Raw genomic sequence first — 15,318 nt, 5'->3', positions numbered from 1 at the left:
TCGCACGGGCAAATACTGTCGGGCGGACAGAAATTCAAGCCCTCGGACAGACTACCCACTGTCTATTAGGTGAAAGCTTAGTAGATAAGGTAACTGGATGAACAGGGAATCCCCAAGCGCTTAGTGCGATGGGAGCGTCAATATCCTATCTCGATCCGCTTCCCCTTGGCTGAGGGGAATTTTTAGAATATCTTTTGATTTTGCGACCGATCCCCTTGTTAATCTAATACGATAAAAAGACTCTCTTTGGCCAAAAGCTCGATTTTTTGGCCAGCAAATCGGAATTATGGGGGCAAAGTTCCTAAAAACCTGTCCTTGATTCCCGCAATCCCTGTACCCTATCACTACCAGAACATGATTTTATCTTTCTTGGAGACAAATAAAATTTCTGACGATAATACACCTTGGTGGCTGAAAATTACCTCCCTTTCCCCCCACTGTATTTACTATTTTGGTCCCTTTGCTTCTTTTGAGGAAGCAGAACAGCATCAGGGGGGTTATCTACAAGATATAGAGTCCGAAGGAGCGCAAGGAATCAGTCTTTTGATCGAGCGGAGTAATCCCCATTATTTGACCGTTTTTGACGATGGAAATCAGGATCTAGCTAAAACTTTGACTTCCCATGCTCGAACCTTTTCTCGCTTTATTTCTTAAGTCTCCCTGTCCTCTTTGTCAACGGCAGAGCGAGCGAGAGCTTTGCCGTGATTGTGGGCGACAATTACAGTCCTATCGTCAGAATAACCCGCTTTTTCTCTGGCGTGGTTCTATTCCCCTGTTTATCTGGGGACGCTATGAAGGTAAATTAAAACAGGCGATCGCTAAAATGAAATATGATCGCCATCCCGCTCTCGGCTCTTTGCTAGGCAGTTGCATGGGGGAAACTTGGCTCCTTCGTCCTCCCCTCACCGATAAACGTTTGACGGTGATTCCTATCCCTCTCCACCCAGAAAGGTTAAAGGAAAGGGGTTTTAATCAAGCAGAAGTCATTGGCGAGGGTTTTTGTCGTTTAACCGGTTATCCTCTGGCTAGTCGCGGATTAATTCGGATTAAGAACACGGCAGCTTTATTTAGTCTGGCAGCCGAGGAAAGAAAAAAGACGATGCAAGCGGCTTTTCAACTGGGGAAAAATTTACCGAAATCAGTGCCGATTCTCTTAATTGATGATATTTATACCACGGGAACCACGATTGAGGAGGCTGTGCAGGTTTTACAAACAGAGGGGTATCGGGTAGTCGGTGCGATCGCTCTTGCCAGTTCCAAAATTAGCTAAAATGCCCAGACGGAATCGGTCTAGGCATTTTAGGGTTAAATTAAATTAAGTCCGTTTGATCTTGTCGTATTGACTGATGAAAATCAAACCGATAGTGGCAGGGATCAGGACGATAACCGCACCTAAAACAAGGCTCCAGAGAAAGTTAGCTAAAGAGGGTGTCATGATAGATAAATCCTTTGTCATATTTTCAAAGACTTAGTTTTTTATCTTATCACCTTGGGCGAGAAGACCTCCAGTGCCACAGTCAGATAAATGCGATCGCAGGTTTTATATGTCTTCAATCCCTCAAGATAAAGTCTCCCTTGACTTCTCAAGGGGATAGGGATGTTTGACAATAGGTGATAGTTACAAAACTTTAAACTAGATTGGCAAAGATTTTTATGGCTACTGACGATCGCAAACGGCGCATTCTCGATCATCTCTCCAGAAGTACCAGTGGTGCTGACTATATTCCCAAAAAACCGCTGCCAATTGTGGAAACTCCTCCGGTGGCAGCGGAACCCGTGGCAGCGCCGCCGCCAGTAACTCCTTCACCGGAATTAACTGCTAAAGAGCGCAAAAGAAAGATAATGTCCCATCTTTCCATGAGTAGTCAAGATTTTGGCGAAATTACTAGCACTACCCCCCAAGAAAAGCGCAAACGCCAAATTAATGACCATCTGCGCCAAAGCCAAGGATAAATAGTAAGGAGTGAGAATTTGCAACTAGGCATCTTCTAGACTGTTCTCACTCCCTCATTTTCTGCTGTCGATGGGAATAATGACAGTTGTTGCAAATCAGTTCCTCGCTCTGGCAACAAGGGAATGTTAAAGTTAGTAATGATCGCTTCGGTGATCGGATGACGCAATTTTTCTGTGGAACCAACATGATAAAAATGCTGTTTAGTATAGATATAAAACTTATCAGCACTCCAATTTTTTTTAATTAAAGGATTGCTTCTAAACTGATTACTGTGCCAAGTGGACAAAATAAACCGACAAGAAATATCCTTTAAAATAGTTACCAAACAATCTTCATCCTCTTCAGACCAAGAGTTAAAATAATCGGTGTGTCTCCCTAAATAAGGAGGATCGAGATAGATCAAGTCTGTTTTTTGCCAATTAGATAAAGTCTCTCGAAAGTCAGCAACTTGAAAATTATAATCAGTTTTAATAAGAATATTTTCTAGGGCAATAACTTGATTGACTATTTTGGTAATATATGCTTGAGAAAATCGTTCTGATTTATGACAGTAAGGTACGTTAAACTGTCCCTTACGATTGAATCTCATCACGCCATTAAAACAGGAGCGATTGAGAAATAAAAAATCTAGAGAATTAGGAGATTGATTAAATCTTTCTCGTACTTGATAATAATAACTTTCTCCCTGATCCTTAAGAACTTGACCATTTTCTTGCAAAAAAAGCTTCACAGTTTTACTGGTAATAACTTGATTTTTTAGATTATTATAAAACTGGATAATATGAGTATTTGTGTCCGCAAGTAAAGCCTTTTTGGGATTAATATTAAAAGCCACCACCCCCGATCCAGAAAAGGGTTCTATCCAACGCCCAAAGCTCAGATCAGACACAATATTTTTAACATCTTTTACCAATTTAGTTTTAATTCCTTGACACTTAATCGGTGGCACAAGTGGCGTTAACTTCACTAAACACTCTCCTCATTAACAGTAATCTCTATCCACAGCAAACTTAGCTCCTGTTGGCTCGTGAATAAAGGTCAAATCAGGGTAAAAATTTTGTTGAGATACTAACTCTATCTTTAACTGGTTACATCTAGCAAAATTATCAAATATGGGAAAAAGAAGCAATTCTAGGATTTTGGGGATGATTTTCGTATCAATAGATATAGTATATACTTCTAGGCAGTTTAAATTCAGTACAGCTTATCCCAGAAACCATGAGACTCTTGCTAGAACAAATGAACTAAAAAAATCTCTCGTCACCATTCTTGTCAGAATTATGAGAATTACGTTACATTTAGTTAAGATTTAATTGGCTGCGGGGATTAATCTCGAAAAAATAACGTAAAATCCTTGACAAAAACAGCTAAATGAGTTAAGCAAAAATCTTTATCCTAGAACCACTAAACAAACATGAAACTATCCTGGAAAACGATTTTACTGTGGACATTGCCCGCCCTTGTGGTCGGTTTTTTCCTCTGGCAAGGCACTTTTGCCACGGCCACCAGTAATATCGGCAATAACACCGCCACTACCCGCATGACCTACGGACGCTTTCTAGAATACCTAGACAGTGGTAGGGTTGTCAGCGTCGATCTCTACGAAGGGGGCAGAACCGCGATCGTACAGGCCCTAGATCCGGAACTAGAAAACCGAGTACAACGCCTACGGGTCGATTTACCGGCCAATTCCCCGGATTTGATCGCCCGTTTACGCGATTCTAAAATTAGTTTCGATGCTCACCCGATGCGGAATGACGGCGCTTGGTGGGGATTCCTCGGTAATCTACTTTTCCCCTTTTTGCTGATTGCCGCTCTCTTTTTCCTGTTCCGCCGTTCTAATAATATCCCAGGCGGTCCGGGTCAAGCGATGAGTTTTGGTAAATCAAAAGCTCGTTTCCAGATGGAAGCAAAAACCGGTATCACTTTTGACGATGTGGCAGGAATTGACGAAGCGAAGGAAGAATTACAGGAAGTCGTCACTTTCCTCAAACAACCGGAGAAATTTACCGCCGTCGGTGCCAAAATCCCCAAAGGAGTCCTTTTAGTTGGTCCTCCGGGTACGGGTAAAACCCTGTTGGCTAAAGCGATCGCCGGTGAAGCGGGTGTACCTTTCTTCAGCATTTCCGGTTCGGAATTTGTGGAAATGTTTGTCGGTGTCGGTGCTTCTCGCGTGCGCGATTTGTTCAAAAAAGCCAAGGAAAATGCTCCCTGTTTAATCTTTATCGATGAAATTGACGCGGTAGGTCGTCAACGGGGTGCCGGTATCGGTGGCGGTAACGATGAACGGGAACAAACCCTGAACCAATTATTGACAGAAATGGACGGTTTCGAGGGTAATACGGGAATTATCATCATTGCCGCCACTAACCGCCCCGATGTTCTCGATTCCGCTCTCATGCGTCCGGGCCGTTTTGATCGCCAAGTAACCGTGGATGCACCCGATTTTAAAGGTCGTTTAGAGATTTTAGACGTTCACGCCCGCAATAAAAAGCTGGCTAACGACGTTTCCATCGAAGCGATCGCCCGTCGCACTCCGGGGTTCAGTGGAGCAGATTTAGCCAATTTACTGAACGAAGCGGCAATTTTAACCGCCCGTCGTCGCAAAGATGCCATTACCCTCCTAGAGATAGATGATGCGGTAGATCGCGTTATCGCCGGTATGGAAGGCACTCCTTTAGTCGATAGCAAGAGCAAGCGCTTAATCGCTTACCATGAAGTGGGTCATGCGATCGTGGGTACGCTCTTAAAAGATCACGATCCCGTCCAGAAAGTGACTCTGATTCCCCGGGGCCAAGCCCAGGGTTTAACTTGGTTCACTCCCAACGAAGAACAGGGTTTAACCACGAAAGCGCAGTTAATGGCCCGGATTTCCGGTGCTTTAGGTGGTCGGGCGGCTGAGGAAGAAATCTTCGGCTATGATGAGGTGACTACCGGTGCCGGTGGCGATTTACAGCAAGTTTCTGATATGGCCCGCCAGATGGTGACTCGTTTCGGGATGAGCGATTTGGGTCCTTTGTCCCTAGAAAGTCAAGGGGGTGAAGTGTTCCTCGGTGGCGGTTTGATGACTCGTTCCGAGTATTCTGAGAAGGTCGCTACTCGCATCGATGATCAGGTGCGATCGATCGTGGAACACTGCCATGAAATTTCTCGGCAAATTATTCGCGATCATCGCGAAGTGATCGATCGAGTGGTGGATCTGCTGATCGAAAAAGAAACGATCAATGGGGAAGAATTCCGGCAGATTGTGGCTGAATACGCCTACGTTCCCGAAAAAGAACAGTTTGTACCACAGTTATAGGTTGATTTCAATCTATAGGCGATCGGGTGGGTTAAAGCTCACCCGATTTTTTTATCCCAGTTAGGGTTTGCTGAATAAATGTGAAATGTAGGCAAGGTAAGAGTTTTGTGGCTTTTTTCGCGAAACAGGTGCAAGATTTTGAGAGAATCGTCGTTCAAAACCTTGCGTCTTCATCGGCCCGCGTCCTGTAGGGGCGAAGCATTCGGACAATCACCTATCGGTGAAACCATAGATTTTCTAACCGAATGCTTCGCCCGTACTTTTTGCCGCAAACCCTAGTTAAGGGTTCAAAAGCGGCAAAAATAAGGATTAAATTGCATAAAATCTGTAAATAGACAATTTAATTGATTATCATTCATTCTTAATTCTCCTGACGACCGACTACTGGCTACTGACTCCTAACCCTAACAACAATTTTTGATTTTTACAATTAGTCATCATCATCATCGTCATCGTCTTTTTTATCCCGTTGATTATCACCGTCTTTTTGCTGCTTTTCCCCGTCTTTATCGCTATCTTCGTCTTTTTGGGGGGATTCTACCGTGGTAGGGACGGTTTTCGGTTCTTCGGCTTCTTTTCCTCCCTGACAAGCACCTAAAACCGTAGTCAAGGTTAACAGAATCAGCAAAACTAAGGATTTGATTTTCAAGGTCTTTCTCCCCACTCGATCGATAAATATAACAATTTTAAGACTTTTGGGCGGTGGATAGTTTGGCCAATGCCAAGAAAGTGCATTCCCAGACTAAACGGGGTTGAACGTAGGCTAACAGCTGCCGGCGGGTTTTTTCCAAGATTTCTAAAATCGATCGCTCTCGTCGTCGTTGCCAATCCTCATACTGAAGATAACTCACATACCATAATTGGGTTTCCGTGTCAAGAGTTTGAGCAATAATTTTGGCTAATTCCAGTGCTTGGGAGAGTTTTAGGGGAAATTTGCTCAAAGATCGCGGTAAATCTTGGGGGAGACTGTCGAGAAACTCTAAAGCGGCGATCGCTTCTCCGGGGCTACCTTGGGCTAAACCGAGAATTGCCGGATAATTGAGAACGCGAGCGTGTCCGTGAGAGCGGAGGACTTGAGCGAGATTTTCTTCCGAAAGACGCTGAAAAGGGATGTGTTGACAGCGAGAAACGAGAGTAGGTAGTAAAGAGGAGGGACTGGGAGCAATCAGGATTAAAGTGGCTTTTCCCGGTTCCTCAAGCGTTTTTAAGAGGGCATTTGCCGCCGATTCCGTCATGGTGTCTGCTTCCTCGATCACTACCACAGAGCGGGCCGATTCCAGGGGAGGACGACTTAAAAAGTTAGTAATCTCGCGAATTTGTTCGATGCGGATTTGCGGGGGAGCTTTACGCTTGAGATTGCTTTCCTGTGCTTCTTTTGCGGTGAGCAGTTTGCCTTGGTGTTGATAAGTGGGTTCAATCCAGAGTAAATCGGGATGATTGCCTCCCAGAAAGCGTTTCAGGATTAATTCCCTTGTTTCCGGCGATCGATCTCTAGTTAATAAGTCTTGACAGAAACATTTTGCGGCCAGATTGCGTCCGATCCCCCTAGCGCCGGCGAATAAGTAAGCGGGAGCGATCGAATTGATTTCAAGCGCTCTTTGTAGTAGTTCAATGGCCTGATTTTGACCGATTAACCGTGACCAATCTATCATCTTTTCCCTGCCATGGCTCGCTATTCCTGTTCTTATTTTGTCGGAATTTCTCCTCATCAGACCGGGTTTTTATACGATGATATCCTAAGTTTGGGTGAATTTGAAATCATCAAGCGCCGGCCCGATGTCTTGCTTTTATCGGAAGTTCCTAACGATGCTCTCTTTCCCCAGTTAGTGAAAGTGGAATTATTTATTCATCCTCCCACTAGCTCGGAACTTCAGATCGATTTATTGGTAAAAAATCATGAATTGCCCCTGAGAACTAATAATCGTTGTCGGCGATTTTTTGAATCTATTCACCAGATTATTACCAACAATTATCAAGGTCAATCGCTGACCAGAATTACCGCTTAACCCGATTTGTTCCTGTCTCCGTCAACTGACAAAGACGGGGACAAAATACCATCTTATAGCAGTTATCTTAATGGTGAGGTGGGAAGTCTCTAGTTTTTGGGAACGCCAGAACAGTAGCTGGTCATCCAGAGATGATACCAAATTGGGTGCATCTCAATTTGGTCGAAATATCTATATTAGAGCGTTTCTCCTAAAGATGAAGTGTAACCCAATTTAGTATAATGTTTATTCACTTTTCCTGGTAACGCTGGCCATCACCCACGCCAGATAACTTCTGCATCATAGCGATCCAGTTTCGACGGTCGGTGTGCATGGGCTTTGTTAGACTAAGAGCCCACAATCTCAGGAATTGGGCTCTCCCAGGTTTGGTGGGTAAAATGTATTCTAAGATACATTCCTCCTAGCGAGGGAGTGGAAGGAACCACAGAGACACAGAGGACACAAAGATCGATCGATCTAGGTCTATGTCCTCTGGCAATAACAGAAAGGAAAATTGTTAGAGTAATTTCTGTTGTTCAGCTTCCTGAAGAGTTTGATGTAGATGATAAAGAGTAATTAATATTGTCAATCCTAAAATGAGAGACAAGATTGGCAAAGAAACTATCTCCACTTCTACATCATGTTGAAGCATTAGATAAGGAAAATAACTGAAGAGAGATACAAGATTAATAATAATTGGCACGAAAAAATAGCGGGGGTAATAAAAACCAAAAATAATGGAAATAACATCGGCAGCAAAAAAGTATCTTTCGTGCATCTTCGGCAGTAAATAAGGGACAACCAAGACTGAGATAAGAGCCAGTTGAATCATTACTGGTGTAGTAATTTTAAGATGACTTTTGTAAATTATGTAAACGAGGCACACAATAACAGTTACTGTCAGCAATGCCCCCAGGGGAACAACCATTGAATAAAATTGATTGGAAATCCATTGATATAGATTAGGAGCAGATAAAGTCAGCTCTTTAAATGTTCCAGCTTGATTGAGATAAATTGACAATAAACTGTTTAGTGATCTGCCTGCCATCCAACTTGGAACTAGAGATATCAAATATACTAAGGGAACAATTAATAATGAAGACCAAGAGATATATTTTTTGACACCAAGCATGATTAAAAAAGGCGCAAAAAACACTGCTTGTTGCTTAAAAGAAACAGCAATACCAAAACAGATTAATCCTAATATATTCCGCTCAATAGCTAGATAATAGAGACAGGCAACTAACCAAAATGTATAAAGCATATCTGTCTGTCCCCAGTAAGAACTATTCAAAAAAACTGTAGGAGAAAACAAGACAGCAAGAGCAGCAATAATTGGTAATTTGCCTCTAGAATATTTGAGGCGAACTAGCTTATAAACAAAAAAAGCACAAAGAAAATCAAAAGGGATTGTAATCAGCTTGATAGCAAGAATTTTAGGCAAACTAGAATAAATATAAGAAGCAATAACCATTAAATACAAGTAAGAAACACTGTAGTTAGCAAAATCATATTTAAAAGCACTAAATCCTCCGTTCTGGACGATAAAATCGTACCACTTACTGTAATCTTTCATATCTGAAGTTAAGTTTTGCCAGCAACTCAGCCGTAGTAAAAAGGCAACAATTACACTAACTATCACAATGGTTTGATTTTCAAATCTGCGCCAGAAACTTTGTAGTAAATTCATGAAAAATAACCTAATTAAACATCAAATATTAAGTGTAAGTAGCTGGTTGTAATTAAATATGAAACTTGGGATGGGCATCTTGCCCGTCCACAGGAACTAGAAGCCTCTTCCACTGTCTAACAACTGTAACTGTTCAGGGGGGGGTGTCAAGCAGCCAGTGGTATTGACCCTGTGGAAGGACTCTCCTGGAGCAGCAGAGAGGGAGAATTATACTAAATCCAGTTATTAAAAACTGATTATCTATTCTCTTCCTGCGTCGATTTGAGCGGTGGAAATTGACGACGTAAAAGCAAGGAATTACTCACTACCATAACCGAACTAAAAGCCATCAAAGCTGCTGCTAGGGCCGGACTGAAAGCTAGACCCCAACGGGGCAGTAATAAACCACCGGCAATGGGAATAGCAAAGGTATTATAACCCAAAGCCCAAAAAAGATTTTGTCGGATTTTTTGCCATGTGGCCAGACTTAAATGCAGAGATTGCACCACATCCTCCAGGCGATCGCTAATTAAAACGATCCCGGCCGTTTCCATGGCCACTTCCGTGCCACCGGCCAGAGCAATACCGATGTTAGCCTGTCCTAGTGCAGGAGCGTCATTGATACCATCCCCGACCATAGCCACGATTTTGCCCTCTTTTGTCTGTAGGTCGGCAATTAAGGCCGATTTTTCGGTGGGGGCAACTTGGGCATAAAATTGGCTAATACCCAAACTATTAGCGATCGCTGTCACCGCTTCTTGGCGATCTCCACTGAGTAAAATCACCTCTAAACCGAGTTTTTGCAACTGATTAACGGTTGTTTGAGCATCGGGACGTAATCGATCCTGAAAAGCGATCGCACCGAGTAATTGTTCTTCCATACCCAGATAAATCACCGTTTTACCCGCTTGTAAAAGCTCTTGAATACTGGGGATAGTTTCATCGATTTTAATGCCGTTCTGCGCCAACCATTGCCGATTTCCCAGAACAATTTTCGACCCCTGCACCCTTGCAGAAACTCCCAATCCGGCCACAGTTTGAAAATCTTCCCCCGTCAGGTTAGTAGGGGGAGTAACCGCGTCTAAAATCGCCCGAGCGAGAGGATGATTAGTACCACTCTCCACTACTGCCGCTAATTGTTGAATTTCCAGGGAATTAAGCTCAGAAAAACTCAAACAATCGGTAATTTCCGGATGACCTTGGCTGAGGGTTCCCGTTTTGTCAAAAACCACCGTTTGCAGTCGCGAGACGGTTTCCAAAACATCGCCCCCTTTAATTAAAATACCCCGTTCGGCTGCTAAACTGGTTCCCACCAGTAGGGCCGTCGGTGTGGCTAAACCGAGAGCGCAGGGACAAGCGACCACAAGCACAGAAATCGCTAATTTTAGGGACAAAAGTAGGGGAGAAGTGGGTTGAATCATCTCGTGGTGTCCTGTGGTTGACCCTAACACCTCTGGAAAGAGCCTAGTTCCCCAAAAATACCAAAAGAGCAGCACAATTAGGGCAATTATCATGACTCCGTAGGCAAAATAACCCGCTACCCGGTCCGCTATCTTCTGCACCGGGGCCTTGCGAGTTTGGGCTGATTCCACGGCTGCGATAATCTTAGCTAGGGTGGTATCGGTCCCCACCTGACGAGTTTGCACGGCGATCGCACCAGAGAGATTGAAACTGCCAGCAATGACTAGATATCCCTTTTCCTTAACCACCGGCAGCGATTCCCCCGTTAACAAAGCTTCATCTACTGTGGTTCTTCCCTGAATAATCTCCCCATCCACGGGAATTTTTTCTCCGGGTAAGACACGCACCCATTCCCCGACGCGCAACTGTTCCACGGGAATGGCCACGCCCACACGGTCATCTGTACTACCGATCAGGTGAGCCACTGCCGGTTGTAGGGAGGTAAGCGCTTCTAGGTCTGCGGCTGCGCGATGACGGGAATGCGCTTCTAGAGTCCGTCCGAGGAGAATAAACCCTAACAGCATGACCGGTTCATCGAAAAAGCACTCTAAACCGAGATTAGGGAAGATAAGAGCCAAACAACTGGCTATATAGGCGCTACCTGTGCCTAAACTAACGAGAGTGTTCATATTTGGCATCCCGTGCCGTAATCCGCGCCAACCATCGATGAAAATATCGCGGCCGGGGAATAAAATGGCTAGGGTGGCTAAAGTCCAGTGAAAAGCAATGCTTTGAAAGATGGGGATTTCTGGTCCCCCGATGTGGTGTAAGTGACCAATCAGGGAAAAAACCAGTAAACAACAAGCGATCGCTAATCGGTATAATTGTTGTTGCTGTTCTTTTTGTTGGTTTTGCAGCCGTTGATTTTGTTGAGAAAGGGGAGTCGATGAGCTGCGCGGTTGGGTGGGGAATCCGATTGCGGTTAATTTTGCGGCTAACTGCTCTGGTGCGATCGCATCCGGTTGGTATTCAATCACGGCAATTTCCGTGATTAGGTTAACTTGGGCCGATTTTACCCCTTGATTTTGGCTGAGTTGTCTTTCTACGGCACTCACACAGCCGGCGCATTTCATGCCTTTTACGTCTAGAGTAGCGGTTTTTAGTCCAGTTTCGGCGGCTAGGATCATAGAAAAAGTAGGCAAGGATGGTCTTTACTTCTATCCTAGAAATTATCGACGGATTTTTAAACTATTTTAGCGATCTCTTCCCGATCCATACTATTAGGAGGGCAGCCATCAATGATGCGGGAAAAACTAATAGCTAACTGTACCACAAACGGGTCAGTAAACAGGCGCATGACTTCTCGGATTCTGTCATCGGCAAATAGGGTAAAATCCACTTGAGCGCAATGTTAGACCGCCTTCTGTGGTAATTATGCCCAAATTGAGGTGATTAAACTGCACGGTGTGGTATTAAGTTTTATTTAGGGGGTGTTAGACCGATGGCAGTGGCATAGTAGAATGGGGGAGGGTGCTGGACTGCAGGGAGCGGTTGAATTAATGGTTATACCGAACTGATACATAGGTTTAGACTATAGTTCACATACAAATTGGAGTTCTGACCATGGAGCCAAGTAAATCTGAGATAAATCCAAATCAACCTAAGCCAGATCTAAGTGTTACCAATACGGGTGTCAAAGACTTTATTATCTTTTGTTGGGTAGTGTTTCTGTTCACAATTTCTATTCTTGCTATCGGTGGTAATATTTCTCGACTTGTTGAACTACTATCAGGGATAACTGAAAAGGCAATATCATCTAATAAGAACGAATCTTGTAATTCTCAAAAAGTTTCTACTCCCACTGATTATTTAAATTGTTATATTGATACAAAATATGCAGGGAAATTCAGTGATGAAATTCCTCCTATAGGAACTGTATTAGACTTGCTACAAGTGAACACATCATGGAGAGAAACAACTCAGAAACAACAAGATGACAGAAAACAAGAAGACTATATAATTTTGTTTGAAATTGTCGAAACCAAGTTGAAAGCCCTTGCTGCGAATGATCTACAAGACATTAACATTAATCAATTAACTATTAGCAATGATATCTTGCCTGCAAAGTTTAGAGGTTCTCAATTTCAATCTAAAGATATATTGATACCCCTCGAAGCTCAAAACTGGTTAATCACGGAGAAAAATCAAAGAAGGCGGCTAAAATTAGTTGATACCTTTGGTTTATTAATTATGCTCGGAGCACTTGGAAGTATTATCTTTCTGATTAGAGAACATATAGATCCTAAAAAAGAAACACCAATAAGATCATATTTTTACAAGCCCATATTTGGCATCTTATTGGCTATTGCTACATTTGTTGTTAATCTTTCTGTTAATGGATTAACATCTACAGCAAGAGTTGAGGATTTACGCACTGAAGGTATCTTGCTTCTTGCTTTTGCCGCTGGTTTATTGTCTGACCAAACTTACGAAAGACTTACTAAGGCAGCAAATCAAGATTTTCAGACTAACGACAGATCTCCGGCACCACCAAAGTAGAGTGCGATCGCCGATCTTGTAGGGTGCGTTCCCTAATGCAATTCCTACCGGTCCAGCGATCGATTTTGGGGAACGCACCATGCACATTGATTGAAGCTGTGAGTCTAAGTGCGATCGCCGATCTTGTAGGGTGCGTTAATGAAATGTAACGCACCTTATCTAATGTTCAAAATTCGTGCGTTACGCTAACGCTAACACACCCTACTGGACTGTTTCAGTGCGATCTTGTAGGGTGCGTTAATGAAATGTAACGCACCTTATCTAATGTTCAAAATTCGTGCGTTACGCTAACGCTAACACACCCTACTGGACTGTTTCAGTGCGATCTTGTAGGGTGCGTTAATGAAATGTAACGCACCTTATCTAATGTTCAAAATTCGTGCGTTACGCTGACGCTAACACACCCTACTGGACTGTTTCAGTTAATGAAATGTAACGCACCTTATCTAATGTTCAAAATTCGTGCGTTACGCTAACGCTAACACACCCTACTGGACTGTTTCAGTTAATGAAATGTAACGCACCTTATCTAATGTTCAAAATTCGTGCGTTACGCTGACGCTAACACACCCTACTGGACTGTTTCAGTGCGATATGGTAGGGTGCGTTAATGAAATGTAACGCACCTTATCTAATGTTCAAAATTCGTGCGTTACGCTGACGCTAACACACCCTACTGGACTGTTTCAGCTAATTTGGTGTATTAGAAAAATGCTATAAATTCTATAATCTAAGACTTTAAGCCGAAATCTATCGCCCTATTTTAGCTGAAACAATCCACTACATTTGATACATTTATATTGCTTAATCATCCCAAAAACCTTCAGGCTTGGCTATACGTTCACCACTACCCCAATCCTGGGGATAAATTCCTTGAGCGATAAACCGATGGATACTGGAATATTGCCAATCTTGAGGATTTTCACAGAAACCATGCCGCACTGGATTGTCATGAATATAATCGCAATGTGTTGCAAAATCTTGTTCATCTCGGATTAAATGCTCCCAAAATCGGCGTTGCCAAAGATTCCCTTCTCCTCGTTTTTGCCGCGATCGAGAAACTTCACGATTAACCCCCAATGCCTGCCCATAATGCTTTGTGACATAAGTTTTGATTAATCGTAACCTTACCGAAAAATCTTGATCATCATCTGGTAACGTCCATAAACAATGAAAATGATCAGGTAATAGAACAAAAGCATCAATCACAAAAGGATATTTCACCCTAACCTTTTCGATTCCTTGCCTAAGCGCTTTTCTAGCCACATCACAACAAAGCCAAGGCTCTCTCTGATAAGTGACTTGAGTAATAAAGAAAGTCCCTCCAAATACATGAGGTCTTCGATAATTAGACATTTGGATCGTAGAGTGTATTAATGAAATGTACAACTTGAATGATAATCAACAAATTCGTGCGTTACTGGACAGTGCGATGCCGAAGGCACTGCATAGCAGATAGCCGATCTTGTAGGGTGCGTTAATGAAATGTAACGCACCTTATCTAATGTTCAAAATTCGTGCGTTACGCTGACTGGACTGTTTCAGCCGTAGGATGCGTTCCCTAATGCAGGATTTTTGAGAACGCACCATGCACATTGATTGAAGCTGTGAGGTTAGGTGCGGTGCTGCTCTTGTGGGCCCAGTTGAGGAATGTTAGGGAAGATTCCCAATGTTTAGGTTAAAATAGAGGGGCAAAAGTTGCCACAGGGTCGCTTCAATGACAGTTCGACAACCCCGCTACAGCAAAGAAGAATTTGCCCGACGTGGACACGAAGTCTATGAATCTCAGGTACGCTCCCAAATCGAGGAAGGGAATCATGGGAAGATTGTAGCAATAGACATCGAAACAGGGGCTTTTGAAGTGGCTGACGACAGCCTAACAGCTGCCAAACAACTGTTAATACGTTTTCCTGATGCACAAATATTTGGTATTCGCATTGGACATCGTGCCGTCCATCGTTTTGGCTTTCGTTCCCCCAGTGTGTCGCCATGATGATGGGGAGCGTCAATTCGCGCCGAGAAGCAATTATTCAATTCGTAGTGCTAGGCGAAAATCACCAGAGGCAAGCGATTAAAGCAGTTATTGACACTGGTTACACTGGATTTCTCACGTTGCCTTCTGCTATCATTACAACACTAGGATTAACGTGGTATATGCAAGAAGAGGGAATCTTGGGCGATGGAAGCCTCTGTATGTTTAACGTATTTGAGGCAACTGTGATCTGGGATGGTCAGATCAAATCTATTGAAATCAATGAGTCAGAGACAGATCCATTAGTTGGTATGGGTTTACTTGATGGCTATGAGTTGAATATTCAGGGTTTTGCTGGGGGATTAGAGAACTCCATAAAAAAGATGATCCAATAGTCAAGTGGTTTGATAAGGGATTTCCACAAACCACTTTGGCAAATGGGGAAGTCGATTAATCTGTTTTTCCAACTCTGCCATT

At 43.2% G+C, this 15,318-nt stretch carries 17 protein-coding genes; 8 read left to right on the top strand and 9 right to left on the bottom strand.

All coding sequences use genetic code 11. The annotated features are described in order from the left end of the window. The first annotated feature begins 354 nt into the window (after positions 1-354). A complete protein-coding gene (locus H6G48_RS01780) occupies positions 355-654 on the top strand; it encodes a DUF1816 domain-containing protein (RefSeq protein ID WP_190718493.1) in 300 nt (99 codons plus the stop codon). Further along, positions 623-1,270 (top strand): ComF family protein, encoded by a 648-nt coding sequence (locus H6G48_RS01775; protein ID WP_002795927.1) that lies wholly within the window; start codon positions 623-625, stop codon positions 1,268-1,270. The genes H6G48_RS01780 and H6G48_RS01775 overlap by 32 nt, the downstream gene beginning before the upstream one ends. A 45-nt stretch (positions 1,271-1,315) precedes the next feature. On the opposite strand, the gene psbX is transcribed toward H6G48_RS01775, so the two are convergent. Further along, on the bottom strand, positions 1,316-1,435 hold the full coding sequence (gene psbX / locus H6G48_RS01770; protein WP_002733679.1) for a photosystem II reaction center X protein: 120 nt from the start codon (positions 1,433-1,435) through the stop codon (positions 1,316-1,318). 218 nt (positions 1,436-1,653) lie between these two features. Here psbX and H6G48_RS01765 point away from each other — a divergent pair, with 218 nt between their 5' ends. Beyond that, positions 1,654-1,953 (top strand): hypothetical protein, encoded by a 300-nt coding sequence (locus tag H6G48_RS01765; protein ID WP_190718488.1) that lies wholly within the window; start codon positions 1,654-1,656, stop codon positions 1,951-1,953. 35 nt (positions 1,954-1,988) lie between these two features. Here the strand turns inward: H6G48_RS01765 and H6G48_RS01760 are convergent, their stop codons facing one another. Together H6G48_RS01760 and H6G48_RS01755 are read right to left on the bottom strand one after the other, a co-directional pair. Then, on the bottom strand, positions 1,989-2,921 hold the full coding sequence (locus tag H6G48_RS01760; protein ID WP_190718486.1) for a Dam family site-specific DNA-(adenine-N6)-methyltransferase: 933 nt from the start codon (positions 2,919-2,921) through the stop codon (positions 1,989-1,991). Positions 2,922-2,936: 15 nt separating this feature from the next. Further along, positions 2,937-3,122: a type II restriction endonuclease gene (locus H6G48_RS01755; protein ID WP_341275473.1), complete on the bottom strand. Its 186-nt coding sequence runs from the start codon at positions 3,120-3,122 to the stop codon at positions 2,937-2,939. Positions 3,123-3,368: 246 nt separating this feature from the next. Between H6G48_RS01755 and ftsH2 the strand changes: the two genes are divergently transcribed. Beyond that, complete coding sequence (ftsH2, locus tag H6G48_RS01750; RefSeq protein ID WP_190718483.1) at positions 3,369-5,255, top strand: ATP-dependent zinc metalloprotease FtsH2; 1,887 nt, start codon at positions 3,369-3,371, stop codon at positions 5,253-5,255. Between the two features lie 430 nt (positions 5,256-5,685). On the opposite strand, the gene H6G48_RS01745 is transcribed toward ftsH2, so the two are convergent. Both H6G48_RS01745 and holB read right to left on the bottom strand, forming a co-directional pair. Beyond that, complete coding sequence (locus tag H6G48_RS01745; RefSeq protein WP_190718481.1) at positions 5,686-5,904, bottom strand: neurohypophysial hormones like protein; 219 nt, start codon at positions 5,902-5,904, stop codon at positions 5,686-5,688. Between the two features lie 37 nt (positions 5,905-5,941). Further along, on the bottom strand, positions 5,942-6,907 hold the full coding sequence (holB, locus tag H6G48_RS01740) for a DNA polymerase III subunit delta' (RefSeq protein WP_190718476.1): 966 nt from the start codon (positions 6,905-6,907) through the stop codon (positions 5,942-5,944). Between the two features lie 12 nt (positions 6,908-6,919). On the opposite strand from holB, the gene H6G48_RS01735 reads away from it, so the two are divergent. Beyond that, positions 6,920-7,261, top strand: coding sequence for a hypothetical protein (locus H6G48_RS01735; RefSeq protein ID WP_149979103.1), 342 nt, complete (start codon positions 6,920-6,922; stop codon positions 7,259-7,261). Between the two features lie 496 nt (positions 7,262-7,757). On the opposite strand, the gene H6G48_RS01730 is transcribed toward H6G48_RS01735, so the two are convergent. From H6G48_RS01730 to H6G48_RS01720, 3 genes are all read right to left on the bottom strand, one after another. Further along, the gene (locus H6G48_RS01730; protein WP_190718473.1) at positions 7,758-8,930 is read right to left on the bottom strand and encodes a hypothetical protein; all 1,173 of its coding nucleotides are present in this window, start codon (positions 8,928-8,930) and stop codon (positions 7,758-7,760) included. Positions 8,931-9,166: 236 nt separating this feature from the next. After that, on the bottom strand, positions 9,167-11,497 hold the full coding sequence (locus tag H6G48_RS01725; RefSeq protein ID WP_190718470.1) for a heavy metal translocating P-type ATPase: 2,331 nt from the start codon (positions 11,495-11,497) through the stop codon (positions 9,167-9,169). Positions 11,498-11,553: 56 nt separating this feature from the next. Further along, positions 11,554-11,709, bottom strand: a complete 156-nt coding sequence (locus tag H6G48_RS01720; protein ID WP_155119269.1) for a hypothetical protein — start codon at positions 11,707-11,709, stop codon at positions 11,554-11,556. Between the two features lie 224 nt (positions 11,710-11,933). Here H6G48_RS01720 and H6G48_RS01715 point away from each other — a divergent pair, with 224 nt between their 5' ends. Further along, complete coding sequence (locus tag H6G48_RS01715) at positions 11,934-12,869, top strand: hypothetical protein (RefSeq protein ID WP_190718466.1); 936 nt, start codon at positions 11,934-11,936, stop codon at positions 12,867-12,869. 804 nt (positions 12,870-13,673) lie between these two features. Here the strand turns inward: H6G48_RS01715 and H6G48_RS01710 are convergent. Next, positions 13,674-14,225, bottom strand: a complete 552-nt coding sequence (locus H6G48_RS01710; protein ID WP_002759060.1) for an REP-associated tyrosine transposase — start codon at positions 14,223-14,225, stop codon at positions 13,674-13,676. Between the two features lie 361 nt (positions 14,226-14,586). On the opposite strand from H6G48_RS01710, the gene H6G48_RS01705 reads away from it, so the two are divergent. Together H6G48_RS01705 and H6G48_RS01700 are read left to right on the top strand one after the other, a co-directional pair. After that, the gene (locus H6G48_RS01705) at positions 14,587-14,862 is read left to right on the top strand and encodes a hypothetical protein (protein ID WP_002733756.1); all 276 of its coding nucleotides are present in this window, start codon (positions 14,587-14,589) and stop codon (positions 14,860-14,862) included. Continuing rightward, positions 14,859-15,236: a clan AA aspartic protease gene (locus tag H6G48_RS01700; RefSeq protein WP_190718463.1), complete on the top strand. Its 378-nt coding sequence runs from the start codon at positions 14,859-14,861 to the stop codon at positions 15,234-15,236. The genes H6G48_RS01705 and H6G48_RS01700 overlap by 4 nt, the downstream gene beginning before the upstream one ends. Positions 15,237-15,318 lie beyond the last annotated feature (82 nt).

The organism is Microcystis flos-aquae FACHB-1344 (assembly GCF_014698375.1).
Lineage (GTDB): Bacteria > Cyanobacteriota > Cyanobacteriia > Cyanobacteriales > Microcystaceae > Microcystis > Microcystis aeruginosa.
The sequence above is the reverse complement of the archived record's forward strand: the minus strand, read 5'-3'. Positions and strand labels throughout refer to the sequence as shown.

Excerpts from the sequence above, each read along its gene's own strand:
- psbX (WP_002733679.1), bottom strand. The coding sequence starts at position 1,435 with ATGACACCCTCTTTAGCTAACTTTCTCTGGAGCCTTGTTTTAGGTGCG.
- H6G48_RS01780 (WP_190718493.1), top strand. The coding sequence starts at position 355 with ATGATTTTATCTTTCTTGGAGACAAATAAAATTTCTGACGATAATACA.
- H6G48_RS01765 (WP_190718488.1), top strand. The coding sequence starts at position 1,654 with ATGGCTACTGACGATCGCAAACGGCGCATTCTCGATCATCTCTCCAGA.
- H6G48_RS01735 (WP_149979103.1), top strand. The coding sequence starts at position 6,920 with ATGGCTCGCTATTCCTGTTCTTATTTTGTCGGAATTTCTCCTCATCAG.
- H6G48_RS01725 (WP_190718470.1), bottom strand. The coding sequence starts at position 11,497 with ATGATCCTAGCCGCCGAAACTGGACTAAAAACCGCTACTCTAGACGTA.
- holB (WP_190718476.1), bottom strand. The coding sequence starts at position 6,907 with ATGATAGATTGGTCACGGTTAATCGGTCAAAATCAGGCCATTGAACTA.
- H6G48_RS01730 (WP_190718473.1), bottom strand. The coding sequence starts at position 8,930 with ATGAATTTACTACAAAGTTTCTGGCGCAGATTTGAAAATCAAACCATT.
- H6G48_RS01715 (WP_190718466.1), top strand. The coding sequence starts at position 11,934 with ATGGAGCCAAGTAAATCTGAGATAAATCCAAATCAACCTAAGCCAGAT.
- H6G48_RS01700 (WP_190718463.1), top strand. The coding sequence starts at position 14,859 with ATGATGATGGGGAGCGTCAATTCGCGCCGAGAAGCAATTATTCAATTC.
- H6G48_RS01710 (WP_002759060.1), bottom strand. The coding sequence starts at position 14,225 with ATGTCTAATTATCGAAGACCTCATGTATTTGGAGGGACTTTCTTTATT.
- H6G48_RS01705 (WP_002733756.1), top strand. The coding sequence starts at position 14,587 with ATGACAGTTCGACAACCCCGCTACAGCAAAGAAGAATTTGCCCGACGT.
- ftsH2 (WP_190718483.1), top strand. The coding sequence starts at position 3,369 with ATGAAACTATCCTGGAAAACGATTTTACTGTGGACATTGCCCGCCCTT.
- H6G48_RS01775 (WP_002795927.1), top strand. The coding sequence starts at position 623 with ATGCTCGAACCTTTTCTCGCTTTATTTCTTAAGTCTCCCTGTCCTCTT.